This is a genomic window from Clostridium sp. Marseille-Q7071 (assembly GCF_965112025.1).
Genome location: NZ_CBCOPR010000001.1, coordinates 1,094,984 through 1,116,908, shown reverse-complemented (window position 1 = coordinate 1,116,908; position 21,925 = coordinate 1,094,984). Strand labels below are relative to the sequence as shown.

The 21,925-nt window shown below is 31.8% G+C and carries 29 protein-coding genes; all 29 read right to left on the bottom strand.

What is annotated here, in order from left to right; translation table 11 throughout:
• Positions 1–2: 2 nt before the first annotated feature.
• The 29 genes from ACWPW7_RS05320 to ACWPW7_RS05180 all read right to left on the bottom strand — a co-directional run bounded on the left by ACWPW7_RS05320 (position 3) and on the right by ACWPW7_RS05180 (position 21,919).
• Positions 3–560 carry a Fe-S-containing hydro-lyase gene (locus ACWPW7_RS05320; protein ID WP_454052635.1) on the bottom strand — a complete coding sequence of 186 codons (558 nt, stop codon included), beginning with the start codon at positions 558–560 and terminating at the stop codon, positions 3–5.
• A gap of 18 nt (positions 561–578) precedes the next feature.
• Positions 579–1,421, bottom strand: coding sequence for a fumarate hydratase (locus ACWPW7_RS05315; RefSeq protein WP_454052634.1), 843 nt, complete (start codon positions 1,419–1,421; stop codon positions 579–581).
• A gap of 414 nt (positions 1,422–1,835) precedes the next feature.
• On the bottom strand, positions 1,836–3,080 hold the full coding sequence (locus ACWPW7_RS05310; RefSeq protein ID WP_454052633.1) for a methylaspartate ammonia-lyase: 1,245 nt from the start codon (positions 3,078–3,080) through the stop codon (positions 1,836–1,838).
• Between the two features lie 57 nt (positions 3,081–3,137).
• The gene (locus ACWPW7_RS05305) at positions 3,138–4,589 is read right to left on the bottom strand and encodes a methylaspartate mutase subunit E (protein WP_454052632.1); all 1,452 of its coding nucleotides are present in this window, start codon (positions 4,587–4,589) and stop codon (positions 3,138–3,140) included.
• A 20-nt stretch (positions 4,590–4,609) separates the two neighbouring features.
• Positions 4,610–6,004 carry a methylaspartate mutase accessory protein GlmL gene (glmL, locus tag ACWPW7_RS05300; protein WP_454052631.1) on the bottom strand — a complete coding sequence of 465 codons (1,395 nt, stop codon included), beginning with the start codon at positions 6,002–6,004 and terminating at the stop codon, positions 4,610–4,612.
• A gap of 19 nt (positions 6,005–6,023) precedes the next feature.
• Positions 6,024–6,437 (bottom strand): methylaspartate mutase subunit S, encoded by a 414-nt coding sequence (glmS, locus tag ACWPW7_RS05295; protein WP_291561060.1) that lies wholly within the window; start codon positions 6,435–6,437, stop codon positions 6,024–6,026.
• A 20-nt stretch (positions 6,438–6,457) separates the two neighbouring features.
• Entirely contained in the window at positions 6,458–7,435 is a 978-nt protein-coding gene (locus ACWPW7_RS05290) for a GntR family transcriptional regulator (protein ID WP_291561058.1), read from the bottom strand.
• Between the two features lie 313 nt (positions 7,436–7,748).
• Positions 7,749–8,468 carry an N-acetylmuramoyl-L-alanine amidase CwlD gene (gene cwlD / locus ACWPW7_RS05285; RefSeq protein ID WP_454052630.1) on the bottom strand — a complete coding sequence of 240 codons (720 nt, stop codon included), beginning with the start codon at positions 8,466–8,468 and terminating at the stop codon, positions 7,749–7,751.
• A gap of 216 nt (positions 8,469–8,684) precedes the next feature.
• On the bottom strand, positions 8,685–8,945 hold the full coding sequence (locus ACWPW7_RS05280) for an anti sigma factor C-terminal domain-containing protein (protein ID WP_454052629.1): 261 nt from the start codon (positions 8,943–8,945) through the stop codon (positions 8,685–8,687).
• Positions 8,909–9,211 (bottom strand): anti sigma factor C-terminal domain-containing protein, encoded by a 303-nt coding sequence (locus tag ACWPW7_RS05275; RefSeq protein ID WP_454052628.1) that lies wholly within the window; start codon positions 9,209–9,211, stop codon positions 8,909–8,911. The genes ACWPW7_RS05280 and ACWPW7_RS05275 overlap by 37 nt, the downstream gene beginning before the upstream one ends.
• 55 nt (positions 9,212–9,266) lie before the next feature.
• On the bottom strand, positions 9,267–9,539 hold the full coding sequence (locus tag ACWPW7_RS05270; RefSeq protein ID WP_454052627.1) for a hypothetical protein: 273 nt from the start codon (positions 9,537–9,539) through the stop codon (positions 9,267–9,269).
• Between the two features lie 74 nt (positions 9,540–9,613).
• The gene (locus ACWPW7_RS05265) at positions 9,614–10,129 is read right to left on the bottom strand and encodes an RNA polymerase sigma factor (protein ID WP_454052626.1); all 516 of its coding nucleotides are present in this window, start codon (positions 10,127–10,129) and stop codon (positions 9,614–9,616) included.
• A gap of 492 nt (positions 10,130–10,621) precedes the next feature.
• Positions 10,622–12,256: a Na/Pi cotransporter family protein gene (locus tag ACWPW7_RS05260; protein WP_454052625.1), complete on the bottom strand. Its 1,635-nt coding sequence runs from the start codon at positions 12,254–12,256 to the stop codon at positions 10,622–10,624.
• Positions 12,257–12,581: 325 nt separating this feature from the next.
• Positions 12,582–12,974, bottom strand: a complete 393-nt coding sequence (gene rpsI / locus ACWPW7_RS05255) for a 30S ribosomal protein S9 (RefSeq protein WP_454052624.1) — start codon at positions 12,972–12,974, stop codon at positions 12,582–12,584.
• 26 nt (positions 12,975–13,000) lie between these two features.
• Positions 13,001–13,438, bottom strand: coding sequence for a 50S ribosomal protein L13 (gene rplM, locus ACWPW7_RS05250; protein ID WP_291561043.1), 438 nt, complete (start codon positions 13,436–13,438; stop codon positions 13,001–13,003).
• A 184-nt stretch (positions 13,439–13,622) separates the two neighbouring features.
• The gene (gene truA / locus ACWPW7_RS05245; protein WP_454052623.1) at positions 13,623–14,357 is read right to left on the bottom strand and encodes a tRNA pseudouridine(38-40) synthase TruA; all 735 of its coding nucleotides are present in this window, start codon (positions 14,355–14,357) and stop codon (positions 13,623–13,625) included.
• 12 nt (positions 14,358–14,369) lie between these two features.
• Positions 14,370–15,173, bottom strand: a complete 804-nt coding sequence (locus ACWPW7_RS05240; RefSeq protein ID WP_291561038.1) for an energy-coupling factor transporter transmembrane component T family protein — start codon at positions 15,171–15,173, stop codon at positions 14,370–14,372.
• A gap of 48 nt (positions 15,174–15,221) precedes the next feature.
• A complete protein-coding gene (locus ACWPW7_RS05235) occupies positions 15,222–16,076 on the bottom strand; it encodes an energy-coupling factor transporter ATPase (RefSeq protein WP_454052622.1) in 855 nt (284 codons plus the stop codon).
• Positions 16,061–16,963, bottom strand: coding sequence for an energy-coupling factor transporter ATPase (locus ACWPW7_RS05230; protein WP_454052621.1), 903 nt, complete (start codon positions 16,961–16,963; stop codon positions 16,061–16,063). Before ACWPW7_RS05230 ends, ACWPW7_RS05235 begins: the two co-directional genes overlap by 16 nt.
• An 88-nt stretch (positions 16,964–17,051) precedes the next feature.
• The gene (rplQ, locus tag ACWPW7_RS05225) at positions 17,052–17,393 is read right to left on the bottom strand and encodes a 50S ribosomal protein L17 (protein ID WP_039630707.1); all 342 of its coding nucleotides are present in this window, start codon (positions 17,391–17,393) and stop codon (positions 17,052–17,054) included.
• A gap of 12 nt (positions 17,394–17,405) precedes the next feature.
• Positions 17,406–18,353, bottom strand: a complete 948-nt coding sequence (locus ACWPW7_RS05220; RefSeq protein WP_291561034.1) for a DNA-directed RNA polymerase subunit alpha — start codon at positions 18,351–18,353, stop codon at positions 17,406–17,408.
• A 66-nt stretch (positions 18,354–18,419) separates the two neighbouring features.
• On the bottom strand, positions 18,420–19,040 hold the full coding sequence (rpsD, locus tag ACWPW7_RS05215) for a 30S ribosomal protein S4 (protein ID WP_454052620.1): 621 nt from the start codon (positions 19,038–19,040) through the stop codon (positions 18,420–18,422).
• 19 nt (positions 19,041–19,059) lie between these two features.
• On the bottom strand, positions 19,060–19,455 hold the full coding sequence (gene rpsK / locus ACWPW7_RS05210) for a 30S ribosomal protein S11 (protein ID WP_186269536.1): 396 nt from the start codon (positions 19,453–19,455) through the stop codon (positions 19,060–19,062).
• 12 nt (positions 19,456–19,467) lie between these two features.
• Positions 19,468–19,836 carry a 30S ribosomal protein S13 gene (gene rpsM / locus ACWPW7_RS05205; protein ID WP_039630701.1) on the bottom strand — a complete coding sequence of 123 codons (369 nt, stop codon included), beginning with the start codon at positions 19,834–19,836 and terminating at the stop codon, positions 19,468–19,470.
• A 49-nt stretch (positions 19,837–19,885) separates the two neighbouring features.
• Complete coding sequence (gene rpmJ / locus ACWPW7_RS05200) at positions 19,886–19,999, bottom strand: 50S ribosomal protein L36 (RefSeq protein WP_003373491.1); 114 nt, start codon at positions 19,997–19,999, stop codon at positions 19,886–19,888.
• Between the two features lie 15 nt (positions 20,000–20,014).
• The gene (gene infA / locus ACWPW7_RS05195) at positions 20,015–20,233 is read right to left on the bottom strand and encodes a translation initiation factor IF-1 (RefSeq protein ID WP_312573213.1); all 219 of its coding nucleotides are present in this window, start codon (positions 20,231–20,233) and stop codon (positions 20,015–20,017) included.
• 7 nt (positions 20,234–20,240) lie between these two features.
• Positions 20,241–20,510: a KOW domain-containing RNA-binding protein gene (locus ACWPW7_RS05190; protein WP_039630695.1), complete on the bottom strand. Its 270-nt coding sequence runs from the start codon at positions 20,508–20,510 to the stop codon at positions 20,241–20,243.
• 13 nt (positions 20,511–20,523) lie between these two features.
• Positions 20,524–21,270 carry a type I methionyl aminopeptidase gene (map, locus tag ACWPW7_RS05185; protein ID WP_291561029.1) on the bottom strand — a complete coding sequence of 249 codons (747 nt, stop codon included), beginning with the start codon at positions 21,268–21,270 and terminating at the stop codon, positions 20,524–20,526.
• Positions 21,257–21,919 carry an adenylate kinase gene (locus tag ACWPW7_RS05180; protein WP_454052619.1) on the bottom strand — a complete coding sequence of 221 codons (663 nt, stop codon included), beginning with the start codon at positions 21,917–21,919 and terminating at the stop codon, positions 21,257–21,259. Before ACWPW7_RS05180 ends, map begins: the two co-directional genes overlap by 14 nt.
• Positions 21,920–21,925 lie beyond the last annotated feature (6 nt).

Sequence of the window (21,925 nt, the reverse complement as noted above, 5' to 3'; positions counted from 1 at the left end):
TATCACCTCAAACTATTTAAATATGCCTCTTTACCTATTTCGTAAAGGTTATTTCCTTCGCTATCAATAACAACTACTAACGGTAGATCCTCTACTTCAAGTTTTCTTATAGCTTCTGCACCTAAATCTTCATAGGTTATAATTTCTGCAGATTTTACACATTTAGCCATAAGTGCTGCTGCACCACCAATAGCAGCAAAGTAAACAGCACCATTTTTAATCATTGAATCTATAACTTCTTGAGAACGTAAGCCTTTCCCTACCATTCCTCTTAAGCCCTTTTCTAAAAGCTGTGGAGTATATGCATCCATTCTATAGCTTGTAGTAGGACCTGCTGAACCTATTGCCATTCCTGGTTTGGCTGGTGTTGGTCCAACATAATATATGACACTATCTTTAACATCTATAGGTAGATCTTCACCTTTATCTATTAAATCAACTAATCTTTTATGTGCAGCATCTCTTGCTGTATATATTGTTCCAGAAAGTAAAACGCTATCACCTGCTTTTAAGTCTTTAACTTTTTCTTCAGTTAATGGCATGGTAACTCTTTTTTCCATTATAAATCCCCCCTTAAATTAAAGCTCTACTTCAGCATGTCTTGTAGCATGACAATTTATATTAACTGCTACAGGAAGCCCTGCAATATGTGTTGGGTAACTTTCTATATTTACCGCAAGTGCAGTACTTCTTCCTCCAAAGCCTTGTGGTCCTATTCCTAAATTATTAATTAGCTCCAATAATTCTTTTTCGAGCTCTTCATAGAAAGGATTTGAATTTCTTATTTCTACTGGTCTTATTAATGCTTTCTTAGCTAGGTTTGCTGCTTTATCAAAAGTTCCTCCAACTCCTACTCCAACAATTATTGGTGGGCATGGATTTGGACCTGCTTCTTTAACAACTTTTAATACAAAATCTTTAACACCTTGTAATCCATCAGATGGTTTTAACATCTTTAATTGACTCATATTTTCTGAACCAAAACCTTTTGGTGCTACAGTTATTTTTAATTTATCACCAGCCACAACATTATAATATATTACTCCCGGAGTATTATCTTTTGTATTAACTCTATCTAGTGGATCTTTAACTACTGATTTTCTTAAGAATCCATCACCATAACCACGTCTTATCCCCTCATTTATAGCTTCTTCTAGGTTTCCACCTACTATATGAACATCTTGACCTAATTCTACAAATACACAAGCCATTCCTGTGTCTTGACACATTGGCATATCCTCATTTTCAGCAATTTTAGCATTAGCTATTATTTTATCTAATATCCCCTGAGCTATAGCCCAGTCCTCTTTATCTCTAGCATTAATTAAAGCATTTTTAACGTCATCACCTAAGTAGTAGTTAGCATCTATGCACAGCTTTCTAACTGCTTTAATTATCTCTGAAACATTTATTTCTTTCATAAAAATTCCTCCATGCTTAGTATTTTTTTACTTAGGCATCTGAAAGAAAATAATAGATCAAAAATGTTAGTATATTTTAAGCATATGAAATAAAATAGCTAGTTAAAGATGCGAAATATATTTTGCATCAGACAAGAAGACAGGTTTCCATGATAGTTTAACTATCATGGAGTTCTGACGACGCAGTATGATACAAAATAGATGAGCATACTGACTAGTTATTTTTTTGAATATACCTCATATCAGACAAGGCGTTAGGTTCTGCTCATAGTGGAGCTATGGGCAGGTTCTGACGACGCAGTATGATGGAAAATAGGCTAATATACTGGTCTATTATTTTTTTGAAGATGCCTTATATATTCAATTATAGTGTAAAAGGCAGTTTGTATAAACCGCCTTTCACTTGTTACATAATTATTTATTTCTTCTATTAATTAATGCAATTACTCTGTTCATTTCATTGTTTACTATCATGTAACCTTCGTCAACACCCATACCTGGTTTTGCTAAACATTGGTCTGCTCCACAAGCTATAGCAATATTAGTACAGATTTCCGCTGATCTATTTGTTTCGTTACATGTTCCACCACAATAAGCTCCTACACCTTTTTCTTTACAGTATAGTATAGCTTCAATAATATTATTTACTCCACCAAGGTCTGGAGTTTTTATTTGAAGCATATGTCCTGATTTATTATCAGCGAAGAACTTAACATCATCAAAAGTATTGCACCATTCATCAGCAACAAGTTCAACATTTATTCCTCTGTTATCAAGCTCAGTTGTTAAATCTCTTAAAGCTTCCATTTGTCTTTCTCTGTGCTCAACATCCATAGGTCCTTCTATTCTTAATTTGAATGGTTTAGCAGCTTCTTCTAATGTAGATAAATAATCAGCCATAGCTTTTATATCATAATCAAAGGCTACTCCAATTGTTCCATAAACGTCAATGTGGAATATTGGACTATAGTCTTCGCTTGTTCTTAATTTTAATACTCTTTCACTTAACCATTTAACATATGCATGTAATTTCTCACCTTTAGTTCCTAGCTTGTCCTCTACATGGTTAATTAATGCGTGAGGCATTACATCTGCACCTTTTATTATCATTTTATCAGCATTTGAGTATCTGTCATCTCCTGATTGAGTGAATATTGGAATTCTCTTTATATCTACTCCTGTGTTGTATTCTTCTTTTACAACTTCAGCCATAGTTACCTTTTTAGCTTTAGCAACTCCATCAAGTATTGCTTGAGTTACACCATATCTTATAGCAGTATGCAATCTCTTTCCATCAACTGTCATATGATCAAACTCTTCTGCTAATGCTTTAAAACTTTCAAGCTCTCTTCCAATTAGCTTTGGTGCTATTTCTTTTTCTATAACAGGTATAAAATCCTTAGCTAAAAATAGCGGATCTCTTCCACCAGCTCCTGAATATTGTACTGCAGCACAATCTCCAGTGGCTACTTGACCATCTTCAAGGATTAACATTACAGATATAGATTCACCTGCTTGTCTTACTGATGTGAATCCATCTGTTACAGGTTCTCCAACATATGTGAATCCATCATGTCCCGCTCCTTTTTTTATTGCTCTTTGGTCGTCAAAATAGAATCCTGTTCTTCCTGCTGAACATACTACGTCAACAATTTTCATTTTAAAACACCTTGCCTTCTTAAATTTTGTTATTAGCTTTTTAAATTGTTTTTATAATTATTCAGGTCTTCCTACTAGTCTTCCTTTTCCAACTGCAAATATATCATCAACTGTCATTTGGAATCCAACTTCTCTACCTTCGAACTTTCCTCTTTCTTCTAACTTCTTCATGTTATAAGCTTTTAGTTCTTCAGTAAATGGAACGTTACCAAATTTCAAGTATCTTACTGCTCCATTGTTGTCTCTTGCAGGCATCATCTTACCAGCATTATACTTACTTGGTGCAAATGGAATATCAATTACTCCCATTTCAATTCCTTTAACAGCTCCTATTGCTAAGTCACCATTTCCAACTTCATATAATTTATCTATCATACATTTAGTTTCTGCTTTTATAATTTCTATTTCAGTTCTTAACTCTTCACACATCGGTAATCTTTGACCTCTTAATAAGTTAAGAGTCATTTTAGTAGCTTTTATACCTTGAGCATTTGCTTCTTTTGTTGGTATACCTATAGCTTCATGAGTTGTTTTAACTATAACTTTTGTAGCTCCTGATAATGCTGCTGCTGCTGCACCAGTAGAAATAACTCCATAAGCTTTAGCCTCATCAGCTGGGAATCCACCCATCCATTGATGGAATACTGTAGTTAAATATACATCATTGTATCCATTAGCTTTTAAGTATTCATTACATTGCTCTTCTAATGCTCTTATAGCAGCAACATCTTGTACTAAATTTCCGCATTGTCCATATCCAACTGTTATATTCTTAACACCTTGCTCTGCTGCAAGTAATGCTTCTACTATAGCTACTGCATTTGAAGTACTTGGTGGAACTAATGTACCAGTTAATGGTCCATATGGTTCTCTGTTTATAGATATTCCATGTTCTTCATAATATCCAACTAATCTATCGCAATACTGCCAATCTAATATTGTTTTTTCTAATGTAACATTTTTAGCATATGGTATGTTATAAGAAATACCACCGCCCTCATTTGAAGTCCATCCTGATGCATGTGTAATTTCAGCAAGTAATCTTCCATCTGGAGTACCGTGTCTTGATTCTAATGGTAAGTTAACAGCCTCGAAAACTTCTCTACAACCTTTAAGTCCATGGTTAACTCCTGGGAAACCATTTAATAAAGATCTACCTTCTTTTATACTTTCTTTAATACCAATTTCGCATTCTTCATATCTATTTTGTCTTGTATAGCTATCTATTGTAGAAGGTAAAAGGTCTGCTCCACCTTCATTTTGAAGAAAGTTTAATAACTCTATATGCTTATCTATTAATGCAACCCCTGCTCTAGGTTGTGCTAATGTTATACCTTCTTCTTTTGCTTTTATAAGCTTTTTAGCAAAGTTTTTATGATCTGGAATTCTTTTATTATATTCGATTGCTTCTTGTAAATCTATTTCCTTACCTGTTGGCCATTGAGCTAAGACTTCTTCTCTTACCTTAAAAAACTCTTCTTCAGTCCATTTTTTATTTTTTAATTCCACTTTAAATTACCTCCTGATAATTACACTCTGACTAAATATTTTTTCATGATTCTAACAGCTTTATCCGGATAATCTTGAGCTAACAATCCCATAGCTGATAATATATATGTTTTATCTAATAAATATTTTGGATTTTGTGGTCTTAGTGAAATTGGATTTTCACTACTAAAAGTGCCTGCACTTAAAATTTCTCCTGGATTTCTACTATGAACTAATACTCCTCCAGTTCCTATCATATACTTAACTTCCATTAAATCTTTTCCTGTTTGATTATAAACTACACCCATAGGAGTGTATATATTTTCTATCACTCCTGAATGTCTTTCCATTGATAGTTCTGTAGCAATTTTTGCCATAGCTTCATCAAATTTTATCTCATCCTCATTTTCAGGAACCATCTTTATATTCTTATTTCTGTATGTACAGCACTCCTCTATATTAATTTCTCTTTTATCATCTTTTAAATATTTCCTAAGTTTTCTACTTCCTGCTGCTTCCCATAGAGAAATTGCGGAATATCTCATTCCAAGATCACCCTCTACTGTTCTTTTAGCAAAAGGTTCCTCAAGTCCTCTCATATTTACTCCTGCTTTTGTAGGTTCACCATCTGCAATAGAATGTATATCTGTAGTGGCACCACCAATATCAACAATTACTAAATCACCAATACCTTCTTCTTCATCACTACCTTCACTTAAAACTCTTGCTGCTTTAAGTACAGCTGCTGGCGTTGGCATCAATATGCCATTTACAAAATTCTCAGCATTGGAAAGTCCTTTTGCATCTGTTATTTTCTCCATGAAAACTTTTCTTATTTCTTCACGAGCTGGCTCAACATTTAATGAATTTAGTTGTGGCATAACATTTTCTGTTATACTAAAATATAAATTGGCTTTTGTAAACATTCTCTTTATTTCATCATTAGCACTTTTGTTGCCAGCTACTACTATAGGAACATTTAGTTTAGAATTAACAATCATTTCTGCATTATGCAAAATACACTGTTTATTTCCACCATTTGTTCCTCCAGCAAGTAATATTATATCTACATCAGAATTTTCAATTTCATTAATTTCATCTTCTGTTAATTCATAACTATAAACTTTCAGTACTCTTGCTCCTGCGCCTAATGCAGCTCTTTTAGCTGCTTCTGCTGTAAGCTCAGGTACAAGTCCAATAGCAACCATCTTTAATCCACCAGCTGCTGATGAACAAGCTAATTTTTTTACAAAGTTCACATCTTTTCCTTCTAATAGCTTTTGAATCTTTTTATAAGACTTATTAAATCCTACCATTATATCATCTTCTATTGTCGTAATATCTTTTGCTGTAGCTATTATTTCCTCAGTTTCTATATCTACAGCTGTCAACTTCGTATAGGTGCTTCCAAAGTCTAAAAGTAAATATGCATCCACCTAAATCACTCCACCTTTATTATAGTAGACCTAAGTCTTCTTTTAAATCATGAATTGTTGTTTCAAGAGTAGTTCCTGGTGGGTAAACTCTATCGAATCCCATTGATTTAAACCTAACTTGTACCTCTTCCCAGTTCTGCTTTCCTACAACTATATTTCCACCTACATAAAGTAATATTTCTTTAAGTCCTGCTTCATCACATTTTTCTCTTAAGCCTCTACAGTCGATTTCACCATGTCCATATAATGAAGATACTATTATTGCATCAGCATTTGTTTCTACTGCTGCATTTATAAAATCCTCTTGTGGTGATAAAACTCCTATGTTTTCTACATTAAATCCTGCTTCTGTTAAAGCATAGTCTAATATTTTATTACCAACTGCATGACAATCTGCTCCTATAACTCCAAGAACCAAAGTCTTCTTTTCCATTTTTAAAAGCCTCCTAAAAATTAATTGTGATTTTGCTTATATTTTATTTCTATAATTTTAGATTTAAGCGCTTTTACAGAGCCATTATCTAAACTATAGGAAAACTCAATTATTTCTTTATTCTGTAAATTCAGCCTAGAAACATCCTTATATCTACCAGGTGTAACTATAAGCACATCAAACTCTTCAATTATTTGCTTTACCTTTTCTTCATCTAGATCATTGAAATAATCTACTTTCAAATCTCCTAGTCCTGCACCTTCCAGTGCGGATTTTATTTTAAATATAAATTCCTCAGATAAGCATATAAAACCAAACTTACTATCTGCTGGGTGCCTAGCTATTTTAACAATAGATTCTAGATTTGGATTAATGGCAACCCCTAGTACTTCCTTGTCCATATGTTTAATGGAATTCTTAACTTCATTAACATGATTGAAGGTTGCTATTATTACTTGACATTGTTCAATAATATTAGCTGTTTCTTCTGTCATTTTATCTAAATCTCCAACTGTTAATGGCACCACATTCATATTGCTATTTTTTGTAAGTTGTCTGCTAAACATTCTAGCTTGTTCAATATTACATTCTACAAAGACTGCAGTTATTCTTTCCATTAATTCTTTTTTCTCTTTTACTCTTTGGACTACTATCTCTAAAAAGTCTTCTGCTTCCACACCAATTTCTAAGGCTTCTTCAAGTGCCAAGTCTACAAATTTAACAATCTTATTTTTTACCTCTTGGTCTTTCCAAGATATAGCCTCTTCAGCAACAAAAGTGCCTTTTCCTTGAATGGATCTTAATACTCCACTGCTTTCAAGTTGATTGTAAGCTGTACTTATTGTATTTCTGCTTACATTTAGCTCTTGAGAAAGCTCTCTTTCTGTTGGCATTTTACTTCCAACCTTGAGAGTACCTTCTTTAATCAAGTCCATAATTTGCTTTTTAACTTGAATATACAGCGGTATCCCACATTTTTTATCTACCACAATATTCATAAAATACCTCCCAAAGTTGTTAATGGATTAATGGACTAATCCATTCCCACCGTTATAATATCATATGGACCTATTTAATTCAACGCCAATTTTATAAAAATTAAGAAAAAAGTCAACCTTCAAATTGAAGATAGACTTTTTTCTTGCTTTTTTCTGACTATTCACTTTAGTATGATATAAGTGTGCTATACTAAACTGCAGCTCTATTAAATTTTATAGCATAAATTAATAATTTTTTTCGTTTTTTGTTATTTCAATTAAATTTTTCATTAACAAATGGACTTTTTTTAGCTTTTCTTTAGTCCAATTGGACTCAATTGGACTTTTCAAAATATTCTCTTATTGATTTATAAAGTGACTCTGCAACTTTTTTTTGATAACTTTCATCCTTTAAAAGTTCTAAATCTTGTTTATTAGATAAAAAACCACATTCAACTATAACACCTGGCATGGTATCATTGCATCTTAATACCTTATACATATCCTTAGCTGGTTTTGCTACTCTAGTATTATTTTCATCTAAATCCATCCTTAAATTGTCTTGCATTATTTTAGCCACAATGGCGCTTTCAGGATTATTAGAATACCATACTTGTGCGCCCTTACAATTAGGCTGTTGGAACTTATTTAAATGTATACTCACGAATATATTACAGTCTGTTTCTTTTTTAAGTTCACATCTTTTGTTTAAATCTTCTCTTTTTTTCTCTTTAACAGTACCACTATCTCCATATAATCCTACATCCTCATCTCTAGTTAATATAGCCTTATATCCTGACTCCATAAGTAATTTTTGTAAATGCAATGATATGTTTAAATTGATATGCTTTTCTACTGTGCCATCGCTAGCACTGGCCCCTCCATCCATTCCTCCATGACCAGGGTCTATTAATATAACTTTAGTCCCCATCATTTTATCCACTTCCATACTTGTTGTAGTCTTAGCTGATTTTATATTTATAGCTAATATTCCTACTAATGAAATTGATATAACTAATAATGATACAATTAAATTCTTATTTTTATATCTCATAAAACCACCTTTAATATATTACTCTGTAACTATATTTATTCAGCTAGTCCATAGTTTATTATTACATTCTTATAATATAGGAATAAGTTTTTATCGATGACTAAAATTTCAAATCTTAGTTGAGCTAGTACTAAAAGTTAACAATGAAAAAATATTAACTCCCTTAAAATTGATTTCTTATTCAATTCTTTATTTTAACTTCTTCTTCCTGTTCAATTAGAATTTATCTATCACTATTCCTATTGATAAAGCTTTTATATGTGGGTTTCCTATGAGCTTTTTAAGCTCTTCTTTAGTTCCAATTATAGTAGTACCTAACATATAAGTATTTTCTAACTGTAATTTGCTCTTTTCCTTCAATTCCTCATAATTTTTTTCATGTTCATAATATTTACTATTCTGTAGATTTTCTAAAAACTTGTTATAGCTATTATCTAATGTTACATCTCCAGTATCACTCCATACAGATATGCCCACACATTTTCCTCATTAATATAACAAGCTTTGAAATCATAATTATCTACTTCATCTTTAAATTTTTCAATATCCTCATCTGAAAAAGTATCTATCCAATGCCAAGTTTTATTAATTTCAGCTGGAAGAATATTATATCTATCTATAATTGGATAAGGCTTATCAAAGGAATTTCCAATTTCTATCAACTTGTCATCAGGAATTTTATCTAGTTCTGCTAAATCATTTTTATATTCCTTATAATCTACATTAGTGTGAAAAAACATCATCTTTCTATAACCATTTTCTCAATACCTACTTGGTCATTGTCCTGAAGTATGACTGCTACCTCTTCCTCCTCGCTATTTGAGCTGGAATCAATCCAAAAGCCATTCTGTTTTCTTCTAATATGACTGACTTATTTCCTAAATTTTTACTAATCTTATGATTTCCAATTCCACTCAAAATGCTAAAATCATATTTAGCTTTACTTATATATCCATTTGAAACTATAAGCCCTACATATGCCTCTTCTCTTTTTGCAGCTTCAATGCAAATTCTAGATGTTAAAAATAAATCTTCTATATAACTAACTATTAAAATTATTAATACTATCAAAGTAATCTTTATTATTGTTTTTCTTCTTCCCTTTTTAACAGCTCTATTTAACTTCTCGTCATCAAATATGTCTTCTAACTTATTTCATTCATTATAATCCCCCAAAGTCTTTTAAATTGATTTCTAGCCCTATATAGATAGGTGCTGACAGTATTTTCATTCATATTTAAAAGTTTTCCTATTTCTAAATGGCTAAGCTCTATTTCATACTTTAATATTAGTAAATCCTTATATCCATCTTTCATTTTATTTGGTGTACTTCTTACTTTCTTATTATTCTCTTTGAAAATGAGTTTATCTGTAAAATCTTCATCTAAAACAAATTTATTATAAAACTCTTCTTCATCTATACTAATTTGTTTTCTTGACTTTTTCCTTCTAATAGTATTTCTACAATTGTTAAGTGCAACTTTAAAAATCCATGATGATAATTTACTAATGTCTACCCCATCCATATGCTCAATAGCTTTAATAAAACTATCCTGAATTATATCTTCTACCTCTTCACTGCTACAGCCATTACTCAAAAGGTATCCATATATAATTCTTACTTGAGTTTTATAAAGTCTTAATAATATATCCTTATCCATTTAATCCTCTCTTACTTTCCCTTTAGACATCTGAACAAAAATAATAAACCAAAGATGTTAGTATATTTTATATCTGACAACATAGTCTGATGGAAAATAGGCTGACATAGTGGTCTATTATTTTTTTGAAGACACCTTATACTAATTAGACACATTAAACTCTAAAAAGTATACAATATTTCAGCTTAAGAAATTAATTTATTAAGAATTAATCCTAACTATAATTCTTAATCTTTCATTCTTAATTTTTCATTCATAACATTATATTACTGATATATTAACTTACATTTTAATATCTCTTCACTCTCCTGCTTTTTTATGAGCTACCTTCAAAATCTTTTATTAGTTTTTTATTTTATATAACTAATAAAATCCCTTGTAATTTTATTACAAGGGATTTTAAAATGTACAATTATAATATATATTCAAAAAAATAACTAGTCAGTATACTTATTTATTTTTTCGCATACTGACTAGTTTATTTTATATATTTTAATTTAATTTATAGGGTGTTTCTGAAACTATTTCAGCTACATTTACAGCATGGTCACCTATTCTCTCAAAATTACTTATAACATCTAAGAATATAGCACCTACTGTAGCATTACATATTCCTGTATTAAGTCTTCTAATATGTGATGCTCTTAACTCTTTTTCTAAGCTATCTATTCTATCTTCTACTCCTCTTACTGTGCGAGCTTTTTCTTTATTATAATGTTTAAAGCAATCTATACTCATTTCCAATGCACTTACTGTGTAATTGAACATTGATAAAAGTTCTTTACTTGCCTCTTCTGAAAATACTATATGTTTTGCCATTTTTTCACTAGCTAAATCTGCAATATTTTCAGCGTGATCTCCTATACGCTCAATATCATTTACCACATGAAACATTGCTGCCACAATATTTTTTTGCTCTTCACCAATTTCTGTATTTGAAAGTTTAACTAAAAATCTAGTTATATCATCCTCTAAGATATTTATCAATTTTTCATTCTCATAAACTTTATTAAGAGATTCTTCATTATTATTGTTAAAGGCATCCATAGCTAATTCTAAATTGTCTTTTGCCTTGTTTGCCATTCTTACTAATTCATTTGTAGTTTGTCCTAAGGCAATAACCGGAGTTTCTAGTAATCTTTCATCTATGTATTGTACTCCCATTGCTTCTTTTTCATCTTCTCCTGGGATTATTCTGTTTACTATATATACTAATAATTTAATACATGGCATTAATATTAAAGTATTAATTATATTAAATATACTATGTGCGTTTGCTATTTGTCTTTTAACAGCTTCTGCTCCCATACCTGGTGTTATACCTTGAACTATGCCGGTTAACTGACCAATTAATGGTATAAATATTAATGTTCCTATAACGTTAAATAATAAGTGAATTAGTGCTGCTTTCTTAGCTGTTTTAGACGTTCCTATACTTGAAATCAGTGCTGTAACACAAGTTCCTATATTATTACCAAATAGTATAGGTACTGCAACATTAAGTGGCAATGCACCAGTTGACGCTAATGCAACTAATATTCCTGTTGATGCAGAAGAGCTCTGTATTACTGCTGTCATTACTACTCCTAATAAAACTCCTAATATTGTCTTACCTTGAAGTTTTATTATTAGCTCAGAAAAAAATGGTGAGTCTGCTAATGGAGACATTGAATTCTTCATCAATTCTAACCCTAAAAATAATATACCAAATCCTAATATGATATTACCAACTTGTTTAGTATTTTTGCTTTTAGTAAATAATACTATCATTGCACCTATGGCTAAAAATATTGGTGCAAGTGCATCAAATTGAAAACTTATAAGTTGTGCAGTAATTGTTGTACCTATATTGGCACCCATTATAACTGCAGTTGCTTGATATAAGTTCATAAGTCCTGCATTAACAAATCCTACAATCATAACTGTAGTAGCACTACTACTTTGTATAATTGCTGTAACTATTGCTCCTGTTAATACTCCTTTTACTGGGTTTGATGTTATCCTATCAAATATTCCTTTTAGTTTATCTCCGGCAGCATTTTCAAGCCCATCACCCATCATTTTCATTCCGTAGAGAAATAAACCAAGTCCTCCAAATAAATTAATCACTGTAATAAATACTTCCATACATTACCTCCAAAAAAATTTGCTCAGTAAAATTCCATTTAAATGATACAATATATCTTCGGTACTGTTAATACGTAATTTGCAAATTTAACATAAACATAACATAATCTTTAGCTTTCGTGAAATTTTAAAATATAATTAAATATGCGGATAATCTATTATATTAATAATAAGCTTCATTAATTATATAATTTATTCTATCCACTACTAGAAAATTTACAAAAAAAAATGCATATACTCTACTGAGTATATGCATCCCCCATATGTATTCCAAAGATTAACACTTGAATAACCTTGGTATAAATACGTAAATAAATCCGAAATACTATCTTTTTGAGAACTGAGAAGCTCTTCTTGCTTTTTTAAGACCGTATTTCTTTCTTTCTTTCATTCTTGGATCTCTTGTTAAGAAACCAGCTTTCTTTAATTCTGGTCTTAAATTTTCATCAGCTTTTAATAGTGCTCTTGATACTCCGTGTCTTATAGCACCAGCTTGACCTGTATATCCACCACCGTGTACGTTAACTAAAACGTCGAATTTTTCTTTTGTTCCAGTTAATGCTAATGGTTGATTAACTATAAATCTTAATGTTTCTAATCCAAAATAATTTTCTATATCTCTTTTATTTATGATAACTTTACCTTCTCCTGGTACAAGTCTAACTCTAGCAACTGATTGCTTTCTTCTTCCTGTTCCAAAATATTGAACTTTTGCCATTTTTCTTCCTCCCTCCAACTACTAGCTTATTTGTATCTTAACTCTAATACTTCTGGGTTTTGAGCATGATTCTTATGCTCTGGTCCTCTGTATACAGTTAATTTTTTAAGCATTTTTCTTCCTAATACTCCATTTGGAAGCATTCTTCTTACAGCTTCTTCAAATACAAACTCTGGCTTTTTAGCTAAAGCTTCTCTGTATGGAGTTTCTTTTAGTCCACCTGGATATAATGAGTGGTGTCTTAACATTTTTTGATCTAATTTTTTTCCAGTTAAAACGATTTTATCCGCATTTACAACTATTACATAGTCTCCAGTATCAACATGTGGTGTAAATTGTGGTTTATTTTTTCCTCTTAATATAGAAGCTATTTGGCTAGCAGCTCTTCCTAATGGCATTCCTGCAACATCAACTACATACCATTTTTTTTGAACTTCATTTGGTTTTGCTAAGTATGATTTCATTTCTTTTCCCTCCCTGAATTTTTAACAGTCCGAATTCTATGCTAAAGATCCGGGGCTAGTGGATCTTATACACAATTTTACTATACAAACATAGATATTATAATACAATTTGCCACGCGTGTCAATTATTTAAAATATTATTACATAATAAAAACATATATTTTTTATGTTAAAATATAACTAATTAATAATAGACTTCTTCTAGGCATAAACCTTGTGGTGGTGCAGTTTTTCCTGCTTCTGACCTGTCTTTAGAATTTATAATATCTATAATAGTTTCTGGCTTTATTTTATTAGTACCTACATCAACTAATGTACCTACTATTATTCTTACCATATTATATAAAAATCCATCTGCTGAAGCATATATTTTTACATAATTTCCTAGTTTTTCTACTTTAAGCTCTGTTATATTTCTAGTAGATGTTTTCACAGAACTTCCATTATTCCTAAAAGCTGAAAAATCATGAGTACCTATAAAATGTTTAGTAGCTTCCTGCATTTTTGCTATATCTAGATTATATTTACATTGATATGTAAAATTTCTATCAATAGTTGCTTTAACAGATCTTTCAAGTATAGTATAGCTATACTTTTTCCCTATACAGTCATATCTTGCATGAAAGTTTAGTGGTACTTCTGAAGATTCTAATATGGCTATATCACAAGGAAGCCCTACGTTTAAAGCCTCTCTAAACTTATGGCTTGGTATAGTACTATTAGTGTGAAAATTACATATATATTTTCTTGCATGAACTTTACTGTCTGTCCTGCTACAACCTATAATTTCAATTTTCTCCTTAGTTAATTCACTAAGGATTTCTTCTAAAGTACCTTGTACTGTAATATTATTATTTTGTTTCTGCCATCCAGAATAATTGGTACCATCATACTCTACTATTAATTTTATATTTTTCATAGTCTAACACCTTTATAAATAAATTCTAAGTAATAAAATTAATGATGTATATACACCAAAGCCTATAAATGCTACAGTATCCTTATTTGTTAGCTTTAATACCTTCATTCTAGTTCTTCCTTCGCCACCTCTATAACATCTTGCCTCCATTGCCATAGCTAATTCTTCTGCCCTTCTAAAAGAGCTTATAAACAGTGGAACTAGCAACGGGATTAGGTTCTTTGCTCGGCTTAATAGATTACCACTTTCAAAATCTGCACCTCTAGCCATTTGTGCTTTCATAATTTTATCTGTTTCATCCATAAGCGTAGGTATAAATCTAAGTGCTATTGTCATCATCATAGCTAATTCGTGGGCTGGAACCCCTATTTTTCTAAAAGGATTAAGTAACTTTTCTATACCATCAGTAAGTTCTATTGGTGAAGTAGTTAAAGTTAATAAAGATGTACCTGCAATCAAGAAAGTTAATCTTAATATCATAAATATGGCTAATATAATACCTTCCTTATATATCTTTATAAAACCCCACTCCCATAACGGAACTTCTCCTCTAGTAAAGAATAAATTGAATACTGCTGTAATTAACATCAATATAAATATTGGCTTTAACCCTTTATAAATATATCTAAAAGGAACTTTAGATATAAAAATAATTAATATTAGAAATAGAAATACCACTAAATACCCTATAAAGCTATTAACTAAAAATAAATCTATTATAAAGAATAGTGATATTAATATTTTAACTCTAGGATCAAGCTTATGTATAAAAGAGTCACCAGGAACATACTGTCCTATTGTAATATCTTTAATCATATTAACTCCTCCAATGGGTAAAAGAAAATTACACTTTTACACAATATATTATGAACTCTTTAGAACTCTTAGTATTTCAGTAGTAGCTTGTTTTAAGGTAAATATGTCTTCTGATATATCAAAGCCTTTTTTCCTAAGTTCTCTGATTAAATAAGTAACTTGTGGTACTGCAAGGCCAACTCTCTCTAAAGTTTCTACTTCTCTAAATATTAAATTTGGAGGACCGTCTAAAATACATTTTCCATCTTCCATAACTAATATTCTATTTGCTACTTTTGCTACATCTTCCATACTATGAGAAACTAAAATTATAGTCATATTATATTCTCTATGTAATAATTCTATCTTACCAAGTATCTCATCTCTTCCCTTCGGATCTAACCCAGCGGTAGGCTCATCTAATATAAGAACCTTAGGTTCCATAGCTACAACTCCTGCTATAGCTACTCTCCTTTTTTGACCTCCACTTAACTCAAAAGGTGATTTATCTTTATAAGTTTCATAGTCTAATCCAACTATATTCATTGCTCTTTTTACTCTAGAAGTAATTTCCTCTTCATTTAATCCTAAGTTACGAGGTCCAAAAGCAATATCCTTTTCTATAGTTTCTTCAAATAATTGATACTCAGCATATTGAAACACTAACCCTACTCTTTTTCTTATATCACTAAGCTTTACTCCATGAGCAGTAATATCTATATCATCTACTATTATCTTTCCTGAAGAAGGCTTTAATAATCCATTAATATGTTGAATCAAAGTCGATTTTCCTGAACCTGTATGACCTATTAGAGCCATAAACTCACCATCTTTTATCTCGACAGACACATTGTCTAGCGCTGTTTTTTCAAAAGGTGACTTTGGCATATATATATGAGTTAAATTTTCTATTTTAATTGACATAATGCATTCACCATCTCATCTATAGTTAATATATCTTCACTTATATCAACACCATTTTTCTTAAGCTCATAAGCAAGTTCTGTCATTTGAGGTACATCTAAGCCAAGTTTTTTCATTGTTTCTACTTCTTTAAATACCTCTCTAGGAGTTCCTTCAATAACAATTTTTCCAGAATCCATAACATATATTTTGTCTGCTTCTACTGCTTCTTCCATATAGTGTGTTATAAGTACTATAGTTATCCCATATTCTTTATTTAAATCTCTAACGGTCTTTATAACTTCTTTTCTACCAGAAGGATCTAACATTGCTGTAGGTTCATCAAGAACTATACATTCTGGCATCATTGCCAAAATACCCGCTATAGCCACTCTTTGTTTTTGTCCACCAGATAGTAGATGTGGTCCATGTTTTTTATACTCATACATATTAACTCTTTTTAAAGAATCATCAACTCTTCTTCTTATTTCTTCAGGTTCAACTCCTAAATTCTCTGGTCCAAAAGCTACATCTTCTTCCACTATAGTTGCAACTATTTGATTATCTGGATTTTGGAATACCATACCTGCTTTATTTCTTATATTCCATACATTTTCCTCTACTGTCGTATCCAATCCACCCACATATAACTTACCTTCTGTAGGTATAAGTAATGCATTTATATGCTTAGCAAAAGTAGATTTTCCTGAACCATTATGACCTAAAATAACAACAAAGTCTCCTTTATTGATGTCAATATTAACAGAATCAATAGCAACTTTTACGTCATTACTTCCATTATTATCATATTTAAAAACTAAATTTTCACTGTGTATTTCGATTTTTTTATCATCAATTCTATCTAAAGCTTGAGGGTTCTCTGCCACGAAATTTTTATTTTTTTCCATTTCTCATCCCTCCATGTAATATCAAAAATACTCAATATCTATAATAAAATGGGGACTAAGCTAGGCATACTTAATCCCCTGGAATATATTATACTAATTCTAATATAACAACTTCTGCTCCGTCGCCTCTTCTTGGACCTACTTTCATTATTCTAGTATATCCACCATTTCTTTCAGCATACTTTGGAGCTACATTATCAAATAAATTTTTAACAACTTCTTCTTCAGTCACAAATGCAAGAACTTGTCTTCTAGCATGTAAGTCTCCTCTTTTAGCAAGAGTGATCATTTTTTCAGCTAGTCTCTTAGTTTCTTTAGCTCTAGTTTCAGTAGTTTCAATCTTTCCGTACTTTAAGAAACTAGTCACAAGATTTCTAAGCATTGCCATTCTTTGATCAGTTGGACGTCCTAACTTACGTTGTTGTGCCATGTCTATACCTCCTTACTCTTCGCTTGGTTTAAATGATAAATCCAAGGCTTCAAGTTTTTGTTCAACCTCTTCGAGAGATTTCTTTCCTAAGTTTCTAACTTTCATCATGTCATCCATAGATCTCTCTGTTAATTCTTGAACAGTATTTATACCTGCTCTTTTTAAGCAGTTGAAGCTTCTAACAGATAAATCAAGCTCTTCTATTGTCATTTCTAATACTTTTTCTTTTTTATCTTCTTCTTTTTCAACCATTATTTCAACATTATCCGCATGATCCGTTAATGTCATAAATAGCTTAAAGTGCTCGATAAGAATTTTAGCTGATAATCCTATTGCTTCATCAGGTCTAATTGTTCCATTAGTCCAAATTTCAATAGTTAACTTATCATAATCAGTAATTTGGCCTACTCTTGTGTTTTCAACTGTATAGTTAACTCTCTTAACAGGAGTATATATTGAGTCTACAGGTATAGTAGCTATAGGTTTATCTTCAGTTTTGTTTTTATTTTGAGAAACATAACCTCTTCCCTTGCTAACATTGATTTCCATAAATAACTTAGCATTTTCATCTAAAGTAGCAATATGAATATCCTTGTTAATAACTTCTACATCTCCATCAGTTCTAATATCAGCGCCTGTTACCTCACCTGGTCCTTCAGCGTCAATGTATACTGTTCTAGAACCTTCCCCTGTCATTTTTAAAGCTAATCCTTTTATGTTTAGAATTAACTCTGACACATCTTCTTTTACTCCATTTATTGTTGAAAATTCATGAAGTACACCTTCTATTTTAATTGAATTTGCAGCAACTCCAGGTAATGAAGAAAGAAGAATTCTTCTTAAAGCATTACCTAAAGTTATTCCATAACCTCTTTCTAATGGTTCAATGACAAACTTTCCATATGTACCATTTTCAGCGGTTTCTACACATTCTATTTTTGGCTTTTCTATTTCTAACATATATATAACCCTCCTTCTTTATTAAATGGGTGTTCTATTTTGAGGGCAACTGATTTAAATTATTGACTATTTGCTGTATAACTCGACGATTAATGTTTCGTTAACAGGAACATCTATATCTTCTCTAGCTGGTAAAGATAGAACCTTTCCTTCGAAAGCAGCTTGATTAGCCTCTAACCAGTTAGGTAAAGTTTTTGGATTCTCATTGAACACTTTGAATTTCTCAGTAGCTCTGCTCTTTTCAGATACTGATATTACATCGTTTAATGAAACACTGTATGATGCGATGTCAACTTTTTTTCCATTCACTAAAAAGTGTCCATGATTAACTAATTGTCTCGCTTCAGCTCTTGAATTTCCGTATCCTAATCTATATACTACATTATCAAGTCTTAACTCAAGGTATCTTAATAGATTTTCACCTGTTATACCTCTTTGTTTTTCAGCTTTATCATAATATAGTCTAAATTGTTTTTCAAGAACTCCATATAATCTTTTCGCTTTTTGCTTTTCTCTTAATTGTAATCCGTAGTTTGACACTTTTTTTCTGCTTTGTCCGTGTTGTCCTGGTGCATAGCTTCTTCTAGCGAAAGCACATTTCTCTGTGAAGCATCTGTCACCTTTAAGGTTAAGTTTTAAACCTTCTCTTCTGCACAGTTTGCAAGTAGCTCCAGTATATCTTGCCATTAATTACACCTCCTGTTTACTAAACTCTTCTTCTTTTTGGTGGTCTACATCCGTTATGTGGAATTGGAGTTACGTCTTTTATTAAAGTAACCTCTAATCCAGCAGCTTGTAAAGATCTTATAGCCGCTTCTCTTCCTGCTCCTGGTCCTTTAACGTAAACTTCAACACTTTTTAATCCATGTTCCATTGCTGCTTTAGCTGCAGTTTCAGCTGCCATTTGAGCTGCGAATGGTGTGCTCTTTCTTGATCCTCTAAATCCTAATCCACCTGCACTAGCCCATGACAATGCGTTTCCAGCTGCATCAGTAAGCGTAACGATGGAATTGTTGAAAGTAGATTTAATATGTGCTGCACCATGCTCAACATTTTTTCTTTCTTTTCTTCTTCTACTTCTTTTAACTTTTTGAGCCATTATATTCCCTCCTTACTATTTCTTTTTGCCCGCTATTGTCTTTTTAGGACCTTTTCTTGTTCTAGCGTTTGTTTTTGTCTTTTGTCCTCTTACTGGAAGTCCTCTTCTATGTCTTATTCCTCTGTAAGATCCGATTTCCATTAATCTTTTTATATCAAGAGCAACTCTTCTTCTTAAGTCACCTTCAACTAATATATTCTTGTTTATATACTCTCTTAAAGCATTAACTTCTTCCTCAGTTAAATCTTTAACTCTTGTGTCTGGATTAACTGACGTAGCTTCAAGTATTTCGTGTGATTTTGGTAATCCTATACCAAATATATAAGTTAGACCTATCTCAACTCTTTTTTCTCTTGGTAGGTCAACACCTGCTATTCTTGCCATCTACAACTTGCACCTCCTAAGTACATTAAATACTCTAACTAGCTATTTACTAGCCTTGTTTTTGTTTATGTTTAGGATTTTCACAGATAACCATTACTCTTCCTTTTCTTTTTATAACTTTACATTTTTCACATATAGGTTTAACTGATGGTCTTACTTTCATAGCTAACCCTCCTTATTACTTATCTCTCCAAGTTATTCTCCCACGTGTCAAATCATATGGAGAAAGCTCTATTGTAACCTTATCGCCTGGTAATATCCTAATAAAGTTCATTCTTAACTTTCCTGATATATGTGCTAATATTTTATGCCCACTCTCAAGTTCAACTTGAAACATTGCATTGGGTAGTGCTTCTAAAACTACACCTTGCATTTCAATTATATCATCTTTTGACATAAGGTAATCAAACCTCCTCAACCTGCAAAAACTTTCTTATCTTAGAATTGCTAATCTTCTTACCTTGTAAGATTAGCTCACTGATCTCATCTGCTGTTATATCTGTGAAAATTAAATGTTTAATTTTCTTTTTCTTAGGTTTCTCAATCTTTCTTAAGTCTCCATCTGAAATATAGACATAATCAGCATTTAGTATACCTACTATTATAAAGTATCTATTACGATCTCTTCCTGATTTAGAATGTACCACCTTACCTAAAAGGTTATTATCATCCAATCCATTCACCTCATTAGCTTAAAGTTAATATTTCAGGACCACTGTTTAATATAGCCACAGTGTTTTCGTAGTGTGCGGATAAGCTTCCGTCACTTGTAACAACCGTCCATCCATTAGGTTTTACCTTAACATTAAACTTACCAATGTTTATCATAGGTTCAATTGCAAGAACCATTCCATGAGATAACTTTGGTCCTCTACCAGCAGTGCCGTAATTAGGAACCTGAGGATCTTCATGCATGGACTTACCAATACCGTGTCCTACAAAATCCCTAACCACAGAATACCCAAAGCTTTCAGCATAAATTTGAATTGCTGCTGATATATCTGTAAGCCTATTATTCACCTTTGCCTTTTCAACACCCTTGAAAAAACATTCTTTAGTAACTCTAATAAGCTCCTCAGCTTCTTTAGATATTTTACCTACTGGAAAAGTTCTAGCTGCATCACCATGAAACCCATTTAGAACTGCTCCACAATCTACACTTATGATATCTCCTTCTTGTAAAACCCTGTTATCAGGGATTCCATGAATAACTTCATCATTCACTGATGCACATATGGAAGCCGGAAATCCACCGTATCCTTTAAAAGATGGTTTTGCACCCTGTTCTAATATGAACTCTTCCGCCAATTTATTGATTTCTGCAGTTGTTATTCCAGGCTTTATTACCGCCTCTATGGTTGCAAGTGTATCAGCAACTACTTTACCTGCATTTCTCATATATTCAATTTCCATATCACTTTTAATTATTATCACTATTTATCGCTCCTAAGATACCACAAATATTCTTAAAAACATCATTAATAGCTTGGGTTCCATCAACTTCGGATAGAAGGTCTTGCTCCTTATAGTAATCTATAAGTGGTTGTGTTTGAGCATCATATATTTCAAGACGTTCATTTACTGTTTCTTCACAGTCATCATCTCTTTGTATTACAACGCTACCACAAATGTCACATTTGCCTTCTACTTTAGTAGGATTAAACTTAACATGATAGCTTGCTCCACAGCTTAAACAAACTCTTCTGCCCGTCATTCTATCAATTATATACTCTTTTGGAACCTTTATTAATAGAGCTGTATCAAGTTTCTTTCCTTTTTCCTTTAAAAAGTTTTTTAGGGCTTCTGCTTGATTTACAGTTCTTGGATAGCCATCAAGTAAAAAACCACTTTTACAGTCTCCTTGCTCTAATCTATCCTGTACGATATCTATGGTTAGTTTATCAGGCACTAAATGGCCTTTATCTATATAACTCTTAGCTTCGATTCCTAGAGGAGTTTTTTCAGAAATATTTTTTCTAAAAATGTCTCCTGTTGATATATGCGGTATGGAGTATTTATTACTAATCGATTTAGCTTGTGTTCCTTTTCCGGCTCCCGGAGGACCTAATAAAATGATTTTCACTAGCAT

Bases quoted from the DNA above. Each gene is read 5' to 3' on its own strand.
- ACWPW7_RS05310 (WP_454052633.1), bottom strand. From the start codon at position 3,080: ATGAAAATTGTTGACGTAGTATGTTCAGCAGGAAGAACAGGATTCTAT.
- ACWPW7_RS05315 (WP_454052634.1), bottom strand. From the start codon at position 1,421: ATGAAAGAAATAAATGTTTCAGAGATAATTAAAGCAGTTAGAAAGCTG.
- ACWPW7_RS05265 (WP_454052626.1), bottom strand. From the start codon at position 10,129: ATGGATAAGGATATATTATTAAGACTTTATAAAACTCAAGTAAGAATT.
- glmS (WP_291561060.1), bottom strand. From the start codon at position 6,437: ATGGAAAAGAAGACTTTGGTTCTTGGAGTTATAGGAGCAGATTGTCAT.
- rpsM (WP_039630701.1), bottom strand. From the start codon at position 19,836: ATGGCAAGAATAGCAGGTGTTGACCTACCAAGAGAAAAAAGAGTTGAG.
- ACWPW7_RS05260 (WP_454052625.1), bottom strand. From the start codon at position 12,256: ATGGAAGTATTTATTACAGTGATTAATTTATTTGGAGGACTTGGTTTA.
- rpsD (WP_454052620.1), bottom strand. From the start codon at position 19,040: ATGGCAAGATATACTGGAGCTACTTGCAAACTGTGCAGAAGAGAAGGT.
- ACWPW7_RS05320 (WP_454052635.1), bottom strand. From the start codon at position 560: ATGGAAAAAAGAGTTACCATGCCATTAACTGAAGAAAAAGTTAAAGAC.
- rpmJ (WP_003373491.1), bottom strand. From the start codon at position 19,999: ATGAAAGTAAGACCATCAGTTAAACCTATATGTGAAAAATGTAAAGTT.
- ACWPW7_RS05235 (WP_454052622.1), bottom strand. From the start codon at position 16,076: ATGTCAATTAAAATAGAAAATTTAACTCATATATATATGCCAAAGTCA.
- ACWPW7_RS05290 (WP_291561058.1), bottom strand. From the start codon at position 7,435: ATGAATATTGTGGTAGATAAAAAATGTGGGATACCGCTGTATATTCAA.
- rplQ (WP_039630707.1), bottom strand. From the start codon at position 17,393: ATGGCACAACAACGTAAGTTAGGACGTCCAACTGATCAAAGAATGGCA.
- truA (WP_454052623.1), bottom strand. From the start codon at position 14,357: ATGAAAAATATAAAATTAATAGTAGAGTATGATGGTACCAATTATTCT.
- ACWPW7_RS05230 (WP_454052621.1), bottom strand. From the start codon at position 16,963: ATGGAAAAAAATAAAAATTTCGTGGCAGAGAACCCTCAAGCTTTAGAT.
- infA (WP_312573213.1), bottom strand. From the start codon at position 20,233: ATGTCAAAAGATGATATAATTGAAATGCAAGGTGTAGTTTTAGAAGCA.
- rplM (WP_291561043.1), bottom strand. From the start codon at position 13,438: ATGAAATCATACTTAGCAAAACCAAATGAAGTTCAAAAAAAATGGTAT.
- cwlD (WP_454052630.1), bottom strand. From the start codon at position 8,468: ATGAGATATAAAAATAAGAATTTAATTGTATCATTATTAGTTATATCA.
- ACWPW7_RS05240 (WP_291561038.1), bottom strand. From the start codon at position 15,173: ATGATTAAAGATATTACAATAGGACAGTATGTTCCTGGTGACTCTTTT.
- ACWPW7_RS05220 (WP_291561034.1), bottom strand. From the start codon at position 18,353: ATGTTAGAAATAGAAAAGCCAAAAATAGAATGTGTAGAAACCGCTGAA.
- ACWPW7_RS05275 (WP_454052628.1), bottom strand. From the start codon at position 9,211: ATGATGTTTTTTCACACTAATGTAGATTATAAGGAATATAAAAATGAT.
- rpsI (WP_454052624.1), bottom strand. From the start codon at position 12,974: ATGGCAAAAGTTCAATATTTTGGAACAGGAAGAAGAAAGCAATCAGTT.